Annotated in this window: 11 protein-coding genes and 3 pseudogenes; 7 read left to right on the forward strand and 7 right to left on the reverse strand. The window is 72.4% G+C overall.

Going from position 1 to position 14,716, the window contains the following annotated elements; genetic code table 11:
* Positions 1-214: 214 nt before the first annotated feature.
* A pseudogene (locus ABD954_RS12160) lies at positions 215-1,408 on the reverse strand (glycoside hydrolase family 26 protein); the annotation flags it as partial.
* A gap of 158 nt (positions 1,409-1,566) precedes the next feature.
* On the opposite strand from ABD954_RS12160, the gene ABD954_RS12165 reads away from it, so the two are divergent.
* Positions 1,567-2,979, forward strand: a complete 1,413-nt coding sequence (locus ABD954_RS12165; protein ID WP_345485969.1) for a carboxylate--amine ligase — start codon at positions 1,567-1,569, stop codon at positions 2,977-2,979.
* Here the strand turns inward: ABD954_RS12165 and ABD954_RS12170 are convergent.
* On the reverse strand, positions 2,969-3,202 hold the full coding sequence (locus tag ABD954_RS12170; protein WP_345485971.1) for a chaplin: 234 nt from the start codon (positions 3,200-3,202) through the stop codon (positions 2,969-2,971). The two genes, ABD954_RS12165 and ABD954_RS12170, sit on opposite strands and share 11 nt — an antisense overlap.
* 196 nt (positions 3,203-3,398) lie before the next feature.
* A complete protein-coding gene (locus ABD954_RS12175) occupies positions 3,399-3,605 on the reverse strand; it encodes a hypothetical protein (protein ID WP_345485972.1) in 207 nt (68 codons plus the stop codon).
* Between the two features lie 118 nt (positions 3,606-3,723).
* On the opposite strand from ABD954_RS12175, the gene ABD954_RS12180 reads away from it, so the two are divergent.
* Positions 3,724-4,767, forward strand: a complete 1,044-nt coding sequence (locus ABD954_RS12180) for an LCP family protein (RefSeq protein ID WP_345485974.1) — start codon at positions 3,724-3,726, stop codon at positions 4,765-4,767.
* Between the two features lie 63 nt (positions 4,768-4,830).
* Here ABD954_RS12180 and ABD954_RS12185 read toward each other — a convergent pair whose 3' ends face one another.
* Together ABD954_RS12185 and ABD954_RS33615 are read right to left on the reverse strand one after the other, a co-directional pair.
* Positions 4,831-6,855 carry a thioredoxin domain-containing protein gene (locus tag ABD954_RS12185; RefSeq protein ID WP_345485976.1) on the reverse strand — a complete coding sequence of 675 codons (2,025 nt, stop codon included), beginning with the start codon at positions 6,853-6,855 and terminating at the stop codon, positions 4,831-4,833.
* 633 nt (positions 6,856-7,488) lie between these two features.
* Positions 7,489-7,581 (reverse strand): annotated as a pseudogene (locus ABD954_RS33615) (DUF255 domain-containing protein); the annotation flags it as partial.
* Positions 7,582-7,736: 155 nt separating this feature from the next.
* Between ABD954_RS33615 and ABD954_RS12190 the strand changes: the two are divergent.
* Together ABD954_RS12190 and ABD954_RS12195 are read left to right on the forward strand one after the other, a co-directional pair.
* A complete protein-coding gene (locus tag ABD954_RS12190; RefSeq protein WP_345485978.1) occupies positions 7,737-8,000 on the forward strand; it encodes a hypothetical protein in 264 nt (87 codons plus the stop codon).
* Entirely contained in the window at positions 7,997-8,404 is a 408-nt protein-coding gene (locus tag ABD954_RS12195) for a type II toxin-antitoxin system VapC family toxin (RefSeq protein ID WP_345485979.1), read from the forward strand. The genes ABD954_RS12190 and ABD954_RS12195 overlap by 4 nt, the downstream gene beginning before the upstream one ends.
* A 33-nt stretch (positions 8,405-8,437) precedes the next feature.
* Here the strand turns inward: ABD954_RS12195 and ABD954_RS12200 are convergent.
* Positions 8,438-8,560, reverse strand: a pseudogene (locus ABD954_RS12200) (DUF255 domain-containing protein); the annotation flags it as partial.
* Between the two features lie 230 nt (positions 8,561-8,790).
* Here ABD954_RS12200 and ABD954_RS12205 point away from each other — a divergent pair.
* Both ABD954_RS12205 and ABD954_RS12210 read left to right on the forward strand, forming a co-directional pair.
* Entirely contained in the window at positions 8,791-9,357 is a 567-nt protein-coding gene (locus ABD954_RS12205; RefSeq protein WP_345485981.1) for a Uma2 family endonuclease, read from the forward strand.
* Positions 9,358-9,779: 422 nt separating this feature from the next.
* The gene (locus ABD954_RS12210) at positions 9,780-10,649 is read left to right on the forward strand and encodes an alpha/beta fold hydrolase (RefSeq protein WP_345485983.1); all 870 of its coding nucleotides are present in this window, start codon (positions 9,780-9,782) and stop codon (positions 10,647-10,649) included.
* 152 nt (positions 10,650-10,801) lie between these two features.
* Here ABD954_RS12210 and ABD954_RS12215 read toward each other — a convergent pair whose 3' ends face one another.
* The gene (locus ABD954_RS12215; RefSeq protein WP_345485985.1) at positions 10,802-11,194 is read right to left on the reverse strand and encodes a rodlin; all 393 of its coding nucleotides are present in this window, start codon (positions 11,192-11,194) and stop codon (positions 10,802-10,804) included.
* Between the two features lie 279 nt (positions 11,195-11,473).
* Here ABD954_RS12215 and ABD954_RS12220 point away from each other — a divergent pair, with 279 nt between their 5' ends.
* A complete protein-coding gene (locus ABD954_RS12220; RefSeq protein ID WP_345485986.1) occupies positions 11,474-14,647 on the forward strand; it encodes a tetratricopeptide repeat protein in 3,174 nt (1,057 codons plus the stop codon).
* The last annotated feature ends 69 nt before the right edge of the window (positions 14,648-14,716 follow it).

Below are 14,716 nucleotides of genomic sequence, written 5' to 3' on the forward strand. Positions count from 1 at the left end.
CGGGCTTGGGCTCAGGCTTCGGCTCGGGCTTCGGCTCAGGCTTCGGCTCGGGCTTCGGTTCCGGCTTGGGTTCCGGCTTGGGTTCCGGCTTGGGCTCAGGCTTCGGTTCCGGCTTGGGCTCAGGCTTCGGCTCGGGCTTCGGCTCGGGGAAGGTCGGGTCCGGGAACTCCGGATCCGCCGGATCGGGGAACTCCGGGTCCGGGAACTCCGGATCCGCCGGGTCCGGGAACTCGGGGTCAGGGAACTCCGGGTCGGGGAACTCCGGGTCCGTCGGATCGGTCGGCTCCACCGGGTCCGTCGGCTCGACCGGGTCGGTCGGCTCCGTCGGCTCGGTCGGGTCCGTCGGCTCCGTCGGCTCGACCGGGTCCGTCGGCTCCAAGCCGTACAGCATCTGCCGGAACACCTGCGAGGACCGCGGGTTGTCGTCGCACTGCCAGACGCCGTGCGGGCAGTAATCCGTGATCGTGTGGTACAGCGGCTTGTGCTGCTTCATCCATTCGAGCATGCGCCGCATGTATTCGGGGTTGTCCCCGTTCCGGAACAGACCCCATTCCGGGTACGAGATCTCTTTCCCGTGCTCGGCCGCGAAATCGACCTGGGCCTGCAACCCGTACGGCTCACTGACGTGGTCGTCGAACCGGGATCCCGGCGGCTGGTCGTAGGAATCCATGCCGATGATGTCGACGACGTCGTCACCGGGATAGCACTCCGTCCACGGAACGGCGTCCCGGCCACGGCTCGGGTTGAAGTCGAAGCGGAACTTCTGGCCCGGCACCGAACGCATCGCGGTGACGATGCGCGTCCAGTACTTCTTCCACGCGGTCGGGTCCGGCGCGCACCGGTGGGTGTACGTCGTGCCGTTCATCTCCCAGCCGAGGACGATGACCGTGTCCTTGGCCTCCAGGTCGACGAGCCGCTGGGCGAGGGTGCGGAAGTGGTGGTCGTAGTAGCCGGCCGCACCCAGCTGGAGCTGGCGGCGGACCTCGCGGTCGGGGACCCGGGCCTCGTTGCGCTCCAGCATCGGCACGTTCAGGACGAACAGGCGGTCCTTCCGCTCGTTGCGCCAGGCCGCCCAGGCGTCGAGGAAGCCGGGCGGGCCCTCGATGTTCGACCAGAGGTCACCGGGCAGGTAGGTGTGGCCGACGCGCAGCTCCCGCCCGCCGAGCCACCGTTCGAGCTGACCGATCCGGGCCACCCCGAGCGGCCCGGATTCGAGAAAGGCCCCCATCGCGCTCGACAGAGTCGGTTGGGGGCCCGGGGTCGTTACGGATTCTGATGCGGTGGCGTGGGCGCGCTCTTGGGCCAACGCGTGAGCGGGAGACGACAGCACGACAGAACCCGAAGCGAGGAGACCGGCGGTGAACACCCCCAGCCATACCCTCGATGTTCTCTTCTTTCTGTCGACCATGGCAGCTCCTTCTTTCGCAGACCCCGTGACGGACCATCAGTCCGATGTTCAGAAAGTATTCCTAATAACCCGACCGAGAACGCGGCTTGGATCTGTTCCGTCGCCCGTTAGAGGATTCCTGCTCGCCCAGTTGGGGCACCCGAGACGAAGGACATGCCGTGCCGAGTTTTGACACCCGCGTCCCCGCGGTCCTTGTGCGGCTCGCCCCGGACCCCTTGCACCACGGCACGCTCGGCGCCGTACGGTCCTTGGGGCGGGCGGGCATCGCGGTCCACGCGGTGGTCGAGTCGCTCTCCAGTCCCGTGGTCCGCTCCCGCTACCTCCGCAGCGCCCGCGCGTGCCCCGCCACCCCCAGCCCCGCGGAGCTCACCCGCCTCCTCCTGCGCATGACGGACGAGCTCCCCGACGCGCCGTCACACCCTCCGGTGCTCGTCCCCCTCGACGACATCACCGCCCTGTTCCTCGCCGAGTGCCGGCCCGAGCTCGTCGGCCGCTACCGGCTGCCCGAGCAGTCGCCCGAGCAGCTCTCCCGGGTCGCCGACAAGGCCCGCCTCGCCCTGGCCTGCCGGGCCCTGTCCCTTCCCCATCCCCGTACCGAACTGCCGACGAGCGCCGACGAGGCCGCGGCCATGGCCTGGTCCCTCGGGCTGCCGGTGGTCGCCAAGTGGAGCCGCCCCTGGCTGCTCCCGGGCGGCGGCGGGCTGCGCGGCACCACGGTCGTCGGCTCGCTCGCCGAGGTGCGCGAGCTGTACGCGCGCATCCCGCAGGCCGGCAGCCGGCTGCTGCTCCAGGAGCAGCTGCCGGCCGGGCGCGGCCTCGACTGGTTCTTCCACGGGTACGTGGACTCCGCCGGCGGCTGCTCGACGGGGGCGACCGGCCGCAAGGAGCGCTCCTGGCCCGAAGGGGCAGGGTCTACCGCGGTGGGCCGCTGGACCGCGAACCCGGCGGTCGACGGCATCGCCCGCCAGTTCCTCTCGGCGCTCGGCTACCGGGGCGTGTGCGACCTGGGGTTCCGGCTCGACCGGACGACCGGCGCCTACCACCTGCTGGACTTCAACCCGCGGCCCGGCGCCCAGTTCCGGCTCTTCGCCGACCGGGCGGGGCTCGACGTGGTCCGGGCGATGCACCTGGACCTGACGGGCCGCCCGGTGCCCTCGCACCTGCCCGCGTACGGCCGCCGCTTCGTCGTCGAGAACTACGCGGCGCTGTCGTGGCTGACCTCGCCCGGCCGGCGGCACGGGGTGGGACGGCGGGGCGGCGGCGAGACGGCCTGGTTCGCCGCCGACGACCCGCGTCCGGCGCTCGCCGTGCTGCGGGCCTGGCTGGCCCATGCCGTACGGAAGGGGCTGCCGGCGCTCCGTCGCCTGCTGCGCTCCGGCCGCCCGGCCCGCCCGCACCGCGCCCCCCGCTCGTCACGGGCGTCCCGAGCCCCGTCGTTCCCCCCGGCGCGTGGGCTCGTGGGCGCGTGGGCGCGCCGGCGGGTCCGGGACAGGAAGAAGGCCGGCCCCGGGGAGTGTGGACACTCCCCGGGGCCGGCCCCGTCCGAGGGACGCCGGAACGTCAGGCGTTGATGCAGGTGTTGCCGAAGGCCGGGTTGACCAGGCCGACGATGTTGATGCTGTTGCCGCAGACGTTGACCGGGATGTGGATCGGAACCTGGACCACGTTGCCCGACAGGACGCCCGGCGAGCCGACGGCCGCGCCCTCCGCGTGCGAGTCGGCCATCGCGGGAGCGGCGGCACCCAGGGCCATGAGCAGACCGGCGACGGCGACCGCAGCCTTCTTGCACTTCATATCGTCTGGATCCTTTCTGCGGCGGAAGAGAATTCACGGCTTTCGTGATGTGCGGACGCACTGGAGTGCCCCCGCCTTCCGCTGCACAGTTCACAACGACCCTGCCACGAAAAGGCAACCACGACGTCGTCCGACGGCACTTTTTCACTCCATTGCCTCGGACGGGCACCGGCCCATTCGTGTCGTCGCGTCCGGGTCAGCGCGGCCAGATCGGCGTCCGGGTGAGGCGTTCCCACTCGCGGTCGGGCATGCCGGGCACGGTCCGCCCGTCCAGCGCCCATTGCCGGGCCAGCGAGGAATAGAGGGGAAACGGTTCGCGGTCGACGGGTGGCGGCGGGTCGGCCACATATCGGCTCTTCGGAATGAAGGCCATCCGCTCCCATTTCCCGGGATCGGGTGCCATATTCGCTCCTTCCGCTGAGGTTTTCGCATCATGACACAGCCTCTGCGGGAGAGTGATTCGAACACTCCATGTCGCGTGGCGCACTTGTGTGCGACCGTGGCCGATTTAACGTTTCGCCATGAATTCCTCTCCCCCTCCCTCACGCCGGCGCCCGCTCCGCGGAAGACGCCTGCTGCTCTCGTCCGCGGCGCTGGCCGCCCTCGGCGCGGGGGCGCTCGCCGCCGCGCCGGCCCCGCTCCCCGCGCCCGACAAGGGGCTCAACATCCTCGTCGTCGGCGTCGACTCGCGGAAGAACGTCACTCCCGCCGAGCGGATCACCTACAGGATCGGGAACAAGGACTGCGACTGCACCGACGTGATGATGCTGGTGCACGTCTCGGCCAGGAACGACCGGGTCAGCGTGGTCAGCCTGCCCCGTGACTCGCTCACCGTGTTCCCCGAGCACGTCGACCGGCGCACCGGCGAGACGCACGCGCCGCACCTGGCGAAGCTGAACAACGCCTACCGGGAGGGCGGGCCGCTGTTCGCCATCGAGACGGTCGAGGCGATGACCAGGCTGCCCGTCCACCGGTACCTTGAAATCGACTTCCGACGGTTCATGGACTCGGTGGACGTCGTCGACGGCGTGCCGGTCTGCACCGGGACGCACCTGAAGGACCCGGTCACCGGACTCGACCTGGAGCCGGGCACCCGCCGGGTCCCCGGCGGCGAGGCGCTCCAGTACGTCCGCTCCCGCAAGGCGGACGGGCAGGCGGACTTCGGGCGGATCAAGAAGCAGCAGCTGTTCGTGATGAACACGCTGCGCGAGGTCCGCACCCGGCTGTTCCACGACGGCGACTGGCTGCGCTGGTTCGCCGAGACCCTGCGCGGCCAGGAGAGGACCGAGCGCGGGATCAGCGCGCCGGAGCTCCTGGCCCTCGCGGCCCGGCTGCGCGGCCTCACCCCCCGGCGCACCGAGTTCGCCACCGTCCCGATCAAGACCGTCAATCCACTGATCCCCGACGTCGGCGCGACGATCTCGTGGGACGTGCCGTACGCCGAGGAGGTCTTCGCCCGGCTGCGCGCCGACAAGAGGCTGCCGAAGCCGAAGCCGACCCCGCAGAGCGAGACCCCGCTCGGCGAGTACCGGCCCACCAGCGGCAGGTCCCTCCTCTGCGGCTAGCCGGGGGCTCGGGCCCTGCACCCGGGGCCCCGGTCGCCGGTGGCGGGGCGTCGGCCCGGCACCTCAGCGGGACAGCTTGCGGCCCAGCTCGGCCGGGTCGGTCGTCGGCGCGTCGCAGAGGAAGTGCCGGCAGACGTACGCGGCGGCGGCCCCGTCGACCAGCGGCCGGTCCCGCAGGAGCGGGAACTCCTCGCCGCCGGACCTTCCGGTGGCGAGGACCGCTCCGGGGGCCGTGCCGTGCAGGGCCGTACGCCGCAGGGCCTGGAAGCCCTCGTCGTCCGGGGCGCCGACCACGGCGACCTCGCGCGGCCCGTCGAGCAGGGCCTCGGCGACGGCCAGGCCCCAGCCGATGAACCGGGGGGCGCGCGGCCCGAGGGCCCGGACCACGCCGAGGGCCCGCTCGGCGGCGGACCGGTGGGCGTCGGAGCCGGTGTGCGCCGCGTAGGTGAGGAGGGCGCCGGCGGCAGCGGTCCAGCCGGAGGGGGCGGCGCTGTCGGTCGGGTCCTGGGGCCGCCGGATGAGCCGCTCGGCGTCGTGGGCGGTGTCGTAGAGCGCGCCGCCCTCGGCGGTGAACCGGTCGAGGACGATGTCCAGGAGGAAGCCGGCGAACTCCAGCCACACGCCTTCCCCGGTGACGGACGCGAGGGCGAGGAAGCCCTCGGCGACGTCGGCGTAGTCCTCCAGGACCCCGGCGTTGGCACCGGCCCGGCCGTCCTTGGAGGTACGGGTGAGGCGGGCCGCGTCGTCGAGGTGCAGCCGGACCAGCAGGTCGGCGGCCTCGGTGGCCCGCTCGATCAGGTCGGGGCGGTCGAGCAGGGCGCCGGTCTCGGCGAGGGCGGCGATGGCGAGGCCGTTCCAGGCGGCGACGATCTTGTCGTCGCGGCCGGGGCGCGGCCGCTCCTCGCGGGCGTCGAGCAGCCGGCGCTTGACGGAGGCGATCCGCTCGGCGTCGGCCGGGCCGGCCGTCTGCGGGAGCTGGAGCACGGAGGAACCGTGCTCGAAGGTGCCCTCCTCGGTGACGCCGAAGTACCGGGCGGCGTAGCGGGCGTCGTCCTCACCGAGCACGTCGGCCAGCTGCTCGGGCGTCCACACGTAGTAGGCGCCCTCGACGTGCCGGCCGGTGCCGTCGTCGGAGTCGGCGTCGAGCGCGGAGGCGAAGCCGCCTTCGGGGGTGCGCAGTTCGCGGACCATGAAGTCGGCGGTCTCCAGGGCGACCCGGCGGGCGAGTTCGCTGCCGGTGGCCCGCCACAGGTGCGCGTACACGCGGCAGAGCAGGGCGTTGTCGTACAGCATCTTCTCGAAGTGCGGCACGACCCACGCGCGGTCGACGGCGTAGCGGGCGAAGCCGCCGCCGAGCTGGTCGTAGATGCCGCCGCGGGCCATCGCCTCGCAGGTGTCGGCGGCCATCTGGAGGGCGCCCTCGGCTCCCGTGCGGGCGTGGTGGCGCAGCAGGAACTCCAGCACCATGGACGGCGGGAACTTGGGGGCGCCGCCGAAGCCGCCGGAGTTCGCGTCGTACTCGCGGGTGAGGGCGAGCAGGGCCTGGGCGAGCTCGGGCTCGCCGGGCACACCGTCGCCGCCGAAGGCGAGGGAGCGGGCCGAGAGGTCCTTGACGATCTTCCCGGCGACCTCGCCGACCTCGTCCCGGCGCTCGGCCCAGGCGCGGGCGACGCCGTCGAGGACGTCGGAGAAGGACGGCATGCCGTGCCGGGGCTCGGGCGGGAAGTAGGTGCCGAAGTAGAAGGGCGCCGCGTCCGGGGTGAGGAAGACGGTCATCGGCCAGCCGCCCTGCCCGGTGGCGGCCTGGACGGCCTCCATGTAGACGGCGTCGACGTCGGGGCGCTCCTCGCGGTCGACCTTGACGGCGACGAAGTGCTCGTTGACCAGGGCCGCGGTGGTCTCGTCCTCGAAGGACTCGTGGGCCATGACGTGGCACCAGTGGCACGCGGAGTAGCCGACCGACAGCAGGACGGGGACGTCGCGCCGCTTGGCTTCCTCGAACGCGTCGGGCCCCCACGGCCACCAATCGACCGGATTGTCAGCGTGCTGAAGCAGATACGGCGAGGTCTCACCAGCCAACCGGTTCATACGACCCAGCCTCTCACAGCGCCCGACCCGACCGGCGAACCCGACGAGCGCGCCCCGCTCGGCCGAACCAGTATGGGGGCGCCATGACGTGCCGGACGTCCTCGTCCCCGCCAGGAGGGCAGCCCGACACCTCAGAACACCAGGCTGGGCGCAGCAGCGCCGGAACTGCGAGGCTCCTCGAAGGAGGTACACCATGTCCGCCGAGACGGTGGCGTCCCGAACTCGGAGGCGCCCCAGGCGCCCTTCTGCCCGGGACACCTCCGCCAGGGCACCGCCTGCCGACTGCCCTCGGACAAGGACGGTGATCAGGTCAAAGGTTACGTACCGCCTCTCTGCGCAGCCTGACTGCGCATGGACCCCTCGAGTAAGCCGCAGCTCCAGCCGCCAGCCGCCGGTCCGAACCGCAGCTTCAGGGATTCGAGAGAGGGAGTGGGTGTGATGCAGGTCGTTATGGGGGCCGCGGCTCTCCAGCGCACGGGCAGGCCATGGCTCCTCGCCGGCTCGCGAGACACCCCTGACCGACCGGGCCGGAGCACGTGCCGTCGACGAACGAGACTGCGGCCCAGCTGAGCCGTTCATCGCCGCCCCCGGAGACGAAGACATCGAGCGGGCGCCGCGCGTAGGAGTTGACTGACACCAGTGGCACGAGCTGTAGCCGACGCTGACCGGCACCGGAACGTCACGCCGCCGGGCCTCCTCGAACGCCTCGGCCGATGGGTCCTGCCAAGCGGCGGTGGATGGGGGGGTCGACTCGCCCCTCGGTGGGCGTCTACCTCACCCCGGGGAAACCATCAGGGGGCGCGCGGGCCTGGCCGTCGACCAGTTCAGCGGGGAGCAGCAAGACCCTCTCTATGTAATAGAGCTTGTCCTACACTCTGGGCATGAAGCCGACCCGAGCCGGGACCACCGAGAACATCTCCGTGTCCATGCCCACCGAGCTGGTCAGCGAGCTCCGCTCCCGAACTGGCCGCCGGGGACTGTCCAGCTACATCACCGAGGCTGTCAGACATCAGCTCGCCATGGACGGGCTCGCCGAGATCGTCGCGGCCCACGAGGAGGAACACGGCGCGCTCACTGAGCAGGAGATCGAAACCGCTCGACGGGAGCTGTTCGGAGGCGAGAACGCCGAGCGGGGCGCCGCGTGAAGGAGCAGCCGGCCCGCTCGCTGGTGCTCGACTCCGAGGCGCTCTCTCTTCTCCTGCGCAACGACCGCGCTATGGCGGCTCGCATCGAGGCATCCCGGCAGGCTGGGGCTCCCGTCCTCGTGTCCGCGCTGACCATTGCCGAAGCCGTACACGGGAAGACCGATCTGGCGCGCTTGAAGTGGGTGCTCTCCAGGCTGCGGGTGGAACCAGTCAGCCAGGAGGACTCCCTGACCGCAGTGGAGCTGCTTCAGGACGCAGGCGGGCTGCATGGGCACAAGTACGCGATCGATGCCCTCGTCGCCGCGCTCGCGCTCCGCGTCCCGGCGCCCGTGATCGTCCTGACTTCCGACCACGACGACTGGTCGAAGCTCTGTGGGAGCCGCGTGATCATCAGAGAGGTGTGAACGCCGCCGACTACTGGGTTCGCGAGTTCACTGGCACCAGTGGCACGCGGAGTAGCCGACCGACAGCAGGACGGGGACATCGCGCCGCTTGGCCTCCTCGAACGCGTCGGGCCCCCACGGCCACCAATCGACCGGATTGTCAGCGTGCTGAAGCAGTTACGGCGAGGTCTCGCCAGCCAACCGGTTCATACGACCCAACCTCTCACAGCGCCCGACCCGACCGGCGAACCCGACGAGCGCGCCCCGCTCGGCCGCACGCGCCGGCCGCGGGCCATCGCGTGATCGGCGACTCCCTCGCTCTCCGGGCCGGGCGACCCGGCACCTCGGAACAGTAGGCTGGGCACAGCAGGGCTGGACCTGCCGAGGCTCCGCGAAGGAGGCACACGATGACCGCCGAGATGGTGGCGCCCGCGTGGATGCATGCGCAGATCAGCGCGGAGCAGTACGACTCCTGGTCCGAGGAGCAGTGCGCCGGCATCGAGATCGTGGACGGGATGGTCGTCGTGAGTCCGAGCGCCTCCAAGCGGCACAACCGGCCGGCGCGGATCCTGGCCAATGCCCTGGACGCCGCGGCGGGCCCGGACTGGAACGCGGACACGGACTTCGACGTCCGCCTGCAGGACGTTCCGCTCAACAACCGCCGTCCGGACGTCATCGTCTACCGGGCGGAGACGATCGACCTCACACCCACCCGCCCCGAGCACGTACTGCTGGTCGTCGAGGTCGTGTCGCCCGGTTCGGAGACCACGGACCGGATCGTGAAGGCCGACCAGTACGCCAAGGCGGGCATCCCCTTCTACTGGCGGGTCGAGCAGACCGCCACCGGGCTCCCGATCGTCTACACCTACGTTCTGGATCCCGCTACCCGGTCCTACCGGGACGGCGAGGTGTTCACCGGCACCGTGAAGGCCACCGCGCCCTTCTCCGTCACGGTCGATCTCGGGGTCCTGTAAGGAACCGGGGCGTCGCCCTGCTGTCGACGTCTGGCTGTCAGCGGGCTTTCCGGGCGTGCCGGGCCTCGCGGAACCGTCACCACCGAATCGAGAAGGGCCCGTCTTCTTCGACTGGTCGACGCCACCCTTCGGTGGACTCGAAGCAGCCCCGCGTCTCCACGCGCTCGCTCGCTTCTGCGCAACGGTGACCCTTCCGCCCGGGGCACCTCGGACCGCGGCACCGCCTACCGGCTGACCTCGACTTCGCGGTGCTTGCCCGACCGGCGAACCCGACGAGCGCGCCCCGCTCGGCCGCACGCGCCACCCGTGAACCGGCACTGAATAGATCGCTCGTTCTAGCTTGTGGATCACCGAAACGCCGTGCTAGCTTCCAGCTTGTTAGAACGTTCTTTTTAGAGCCTTCCCGAGCCGAGGAGCTGGACATGGAGCACAAGCGGATCACCGTCAACGGCCTGGACCTGGCCTACGTCGAAGCGGGAGAGGGGCCGCTCGCCCTGATGCTGCACGGCTTCGACTCGCCCCGGCTGTACCGGTACCTCATGCCCGCGCTGGCCGAGGCGGGTTACCGCGCCGTGGTCCCCACCATGCGGGGGTTCGCCCCGTCCCAGGTGCCACCGGACGGCAGCATGCGCCTCACCGACCTGATCGCCGACGCCAACGGCCTGCACGAGGCGCTCGGCGGCGGGTCCGACGCGGTCCTCATCGGGCACGACTGGGGCGGCTTCACCACCTGGGGTGCGGCCGCGGCCGCACCCGAGCGGTGGTCCAAGGTGGTCGTCAACGACGTGCCGCCCCTGTCGTTCTACGACCGCGACAGCGCGGATCCCGCGAGGATCGAGCGGTACGTCCACTTCTACTTCTTCCAGATGGCCATAGCCGACCAGCTCGTCGCAGCCAACGACCTCGCCTACCTCGACTGGCTCTGGGACCACTGGACGGGGAACGTCCCCGGCTACGACTCCACCGAGGACCGCAAGGCCATGAAGGAAGGACTCAACACGCCCGAGAGGCTGCACCTCGGCCTGGAGCTCTACCGGCAGAACTTCCCGGCCGCGACCTTCGGCACCCCGCAATGGGAGATGGTCCGCGTACTGGACAAGCTGCCCTCCCAGCCCACCCTCTACCTCCACGGAACCGAGGACCCCGTGGTCGACGAGGCGACCCTCGCCGAGATCATCGCCATGCTGCCCGCCGGATCGGACGGCGCCATGATCGAAGGGGCCGGCCACCACCTGCTCGCCGAGAAGCCGCAGGGGGTCAACCGGCGCATCCTCGACTTCCTGGCTCGCTGACCACTCCCCCTCGACGCGGAAAGACCGCCCGTACGCCACGGGTGGACGGGGCGCGGGCGGGGCACTGATACGGGGAACGGCCCCGTTCCTCGCACTGGCTCTGCGAGGAACGGGGCCGCTTCCGTCGGGCTTCTTCAGCGGAGATGCCGAGATCAGCCGCCGACGTTGCCGTTCTGGGAGAGGACCTCGCCCAGGATGTGCGACAGCGCGTCGTCGCCCTTCTGCTGCACGGAGTTCTGGGTGCAGGTCTGGTTCGCCATCGGGTTGCCGAGGACGTCCTGGACGGCGACCGGGATGGCGATGACGCCGATCGGCACCTGGGCCTGGACCTTCTGGATGTCGAAGCAGTGCAGGACGCCACCGTTCACGAGACCGAAGTTCGGGCTCATGTAGCCACCGGTGGAGTTGCTGCCGATGGACTGCTTCGACTGGTTGCCGATGATGTTGGCGCTGCCGCCGTCGTTGCCGGCCGCCATCGCCGTGGTCGCGGACATGCCGGCGACGGTGGCCGCAACAGCAGCGGTAGCAAGAACCTTCTTGATCACGAGTCTTCCTTCTTGAGCTCGATGGCCCGGAACTGCTCCGTTGACCGAAGCGTCCTGATCAACTGCCCCGCGAAGGATTGGTTCCGGCGCGTCACCCGGACGCGGTATTCGGCACATGAACGCCATCGGACGGGCGGTCGACGGGCTGTCGTTCGGTCAGTTCCCTTGTCCGGGGGATCCCTTGAGATCACTGGGCCGTGCGGCAGGTCCCTCGCGCGAAGGGGTGTCGCGCAGGACACTGAGGACCGGACTGTTCGAATGCGGCGGAGGGGGACGCGGATGCGGGACGGTGACCGGGCCGAGGCCGAGCGGTTGTGGGAGCGGGCCGTGGAGGAAGAGGTACGGCGCTCGGGGGGCCGCCTCGACGCGGCTGCGCTCCGGTCGCGCGGCCGGGCAGCCCTGGACACCATGGCGGCGTCGGCGGCCGAGGAGTACGCGGCCTATCTGCGGGCCGCCGAGGCGGCGGAGGCCGGCCCCGGCGCGGCCGGTCTGGCGACGCCGGCCCTGGTAACGGCGGTCGCGGCCGTCGCCGCGGTCGGCGGCGACCTGGCGCTGGGCACGGCGGCGGGCACCGCGTTCGGCGCGGGTGCGGTGGTGGCGGCGGCCGGTGCGGCGGCGACCGCCCTGAAGGCCGGCGCGGGCCGCCGGGCCGCCGCGCACCGCAGGGCCGCGGCGGCCGGCCGGCCCGGCGGGGCGGAGCAGCTGCGGCTGGCCTGGCTGACGGCCTTGGAGGTACGGGGCGTGCGGCCGTTCCTGGAGCAGCAGCGGGTGCTGCTGGGGGCGGCGGGACAGCCGCCGGGGAAGGCGGTCGAGCGGCTGCGGGGTGCGGACCGCAGCGCGGCGGCCCGGCGGCGTTCGGTCCTGGAGCAGTCCTTCGGACAGTTGCCGGAGCCGGCCGCCCCGTTCGCCGGGCGGCGGGAGGAGCTGGCGCGGATCAGCCGGTGGGTGCAGGCGGGCCGGGCGGCGGCGGCCACCCGGCCGACGGTGGTGATGCTGCCCGGCGTGCCCGGTGCGGGCCGCAGCGCCCTCGCGGTGCGGGCGGCGCACGCGCTGCGGGACCAGTTCCGCGGGGCCTGCGTGGTGGACCTGCGCGGCGGGGCCACGGGCGGCGAGCGGCCGCTGTCGACGCGGGAGGCGCTGCTGCACCTGCTCAACCGGCTCGGCGCGCCGCGCGAACAGCTGCTGTTCCGGGAGCGGGCGTCGGCCGAGCAGCAGGTGCGGCGCCTCGCGGAGCTGTACCACCAGCACGTGACCGGGCTTCCGGTGGCGGTGATCCTCGAGGACGCGGTGGACGCGGAGCAGGTGCGCACGCTGCTGCCGGAGCGTTCGGACAGCCTGGTCCTGGTCACCTGCCGGGAGCCGCTGGACCTGGGACCGAACGTGCCGGCCGCGGTGCACGTGCTGCCGGTGACGGAACTGGACGCGGCGGGCGCGGAGGAACTGCTGCTCGGCGCGGCGGGAGGGCCGGGCTCGGACCCGTACGACGCGGAGGGCTGCGAGCGGGCCCGGGAGTCGTGCGGCGGGCTGCCGCTGGCGCTGCGCGCGGCGGGCGCGCTGCTCGCCGGGCGGCCGGCGAAGGAGGTCGCGGAGCTCCTCGCCACGGCGGGCGGCCGAGGCGCGGGCCCGGTGGAACGGGCGCTCGCGGCCTCGTACGCCGCGGCTCTGGACGAGGACGGGCGGCGGCTGCTGCGCCGGCTGGCGCTCGCGGGGCGCGCCTCGCTCGGTGCGGCGGCCGCGGCGGCCCTGCTCGGCGGCACGGCCGCGGAGGGGGCCCGGCTGCTCGCGGAGCTGGCGCGGGCGGGTCTGCTCGCCCCTGTGCGCGGCAGGCGGTACCGGCTGCACGACGCGGTGCGCGCGTTCGCGGCGGGGCGGCTGGCCGAGGAGGAGGACGCGGCGGAGACCGCAGCGGCGCAGGAGCGGCTGATCCGCACGTACGCGGAGCTGGCGGACGCGGTGATCCGGATGGTCGACGGGAAGATGTCGACCCGCGTCAACCGTGGCGTGCCCTTCGACGGGCACGGTTTCGGTTCGCTGGACGCGGCGCTGCGCTGGCTGGACGAGGAGTCCAGCTTCATCACGGCGACGCTGCGGCACGCGGAGGGCGTGGACCAGCAGACGGTGCTCGATCTGCTCGGCGCGCTGTGCGACTACTGCCTGCTGCGCGGCGACCTGTACCGGCTCGGCGAGATTGACGAGCTGACGGAGGCGGTGGGGCAGGGGCTCCTGTCGCGTTCGGTGCGGTGGCGGACCGGTATCGCGGCGCGGCAGCTGGGCGAACTGGACAAGGCGCGCACGACGCTGACCTCGGTGGTGTCGCTCTATCAGGAGGCGCACCAGGACGCGGGGGCGGCCCTCGCGCTGTGCTCGCTCGGCATCACCCTGCACCACCAGGGCCGGCTCGCGGAGGCGGCGGCGCGGCTGCGGGAGGCGCTGGCGCTGCAGGAGCCGGAGTCGCTGGCGGCCGACCGGGGCTGGACCCTGCACGCGCTCGCCGCCGTCGAGCGGGACCGGGGCCATCCGGTGGAGGCGCTGGGGCTGCTGGACCGGGCGCTCGCGCTGCACCGGGAGCACGAGTCGCTGCACGGCGAGGCGTGGGCGCACTTCCAGCTGGGCCAGGTGTGGCTGCGGACGGGCGAGGTGGCGCGGGCGGAGCACGAGCTGCGGATCGCGCTGGAGCAGTACGGCCGGACGCACGACGAACGCGGTGCGGCCTGGGCACTGACCCAGCTGGCCCGGGCGCGGCTGCTCGACGGGGACGCGGAGTCCGCGGTGGAGGGGCTGCGGCAGGCGCTGTCCAAGCACCGGGAGCAGGAGGACGCGCGGGGCGAGGCGTGGACGCTGTACTACCTGGGGCACGCGCTGGAGGAGCGGGGCGAGCGGGACCAGGCGGTACGGGAGCTGGAGCGGGCGCGGTCGATGTTCTCGCGGATGCGGGACGTCTACGGTCTGGCGTGCGCCCGCCATCATTCGGGGCGGGTCACCCGCGACCAGCGGGCCGCGCAAACCGGCAACCTGCGCAACTCCGGCTTCGCGCGGCAGCTCCTCAACGACGCCCGCGCCGACTTCCAGCGCATCGGGGTGGCGCACGGCGAGGCGTGGACCTGTCTGGAGCTGGCCATCGTGGACGCGGGCAACGGGCGCACGGCCCAGGCGCTTCGGCTGTGCGAGGAGGCGGCCCGGCTGTTCGGCTCGTACGGCGACGGCAGGGGCGCCGACTGGGCCCGCTTCCTGCGCTGCACCCTGCTGTCCGACCCGGCCGAGGCACGCTCGGAGCTCGCCGCCCTGATGGCGGACCGGCACGCGGCACGCGACCCCCGCCTGGAGGACTGCGCCGAGGCCTACGCCCTCGTCCTGGACCGCGGCACCCCGCCCTCGGCCGGCCGGCAGGCGTGGGACCTGGGCATGGTGCCGGGCCGGCAGGCGGGGGAGGTGATGGGGGTGCGGATGGCGTAGGCCATGGGCGCCATGGCCTACGCCCCGGGGGTGCGGGGGCCGTGGCGCCCCCGCACCCCGTGCGGGCTG

Origin of the sequence: Streptomyces roseoviridis (assembly GCF_039535235.1) — a bacterium.
Taxonomy (GTDB): Bacteria; Actinomycetota; Actinomycetes; order Streptomycetales; family Streptomycetaceae; genus Streptomyces; species Streptomyces roseoviridis.

What these genes read in the sequence shown, in the direction of transcription:
- ABD954_RS12170 (WP_345485971.1), bottom strand. Translation starts at nt 3,202, where the DNA reads ATGAAGTGCAAGAAGGCTGCGGTCGCCGTCGCCGGTCTGCTCATGGCC.
- ABD954_RS12175 (WP_345485972.1), bottom strand. Translation starts at nt 3,605, where the DNA reads ATGGCACCCGATCCCGGGAAATGGGAGCGGATGGCCTTCATTCCGAAG.
- ABD954_RS12180 (WP_345485974.1), top strand. Translation starts at nt 3,724, where the DNA reads ATGAATTCCTCTCCCCCTCCCTCACGCCGGCGCCCGCTCCGCGGAAGA.
- ABD954_RS12185 (WP_345485976.1), bottom strand. Translation starts at nt 6,855, where the DNA reads ATGAACCGGTTGGCTGGTGAGACCTCGCCGTATCTGCTTCAGCACGCT.
- ABD954_RS12190 (WP_345485978.1), top strand. Translation starts at nt 7,737, where the DNA reads ATGAAGCCGACCCGAGCCGGGACCACCGAGAACATCTCCGTGTCCATG.
- ABD954_RS12205 (WP_345485981.1), top strand. Translation starts at nt 8,791, where the DNA reads ATGACCGCCGAGATGGTGGCGCCCGCGTGGATGCATGCGCAGATCAGC.
- ABD954_RS12210 (WP_345485983.1), top strand. Translation starts at nt 9,780, where the DNA reads ATGGAGCACAAGCGGATCACCGTCAACGGCCTGGACCTGGCCTACGTC.
- ABD954_RS12220 (WP_345485986.1), top strand. Translation starts at nt 11,474, where the DNA reads ATGCGGGACGGTGACCGGGCCGAGGCCGAGCGGTTGTGGGAGCGGGCC.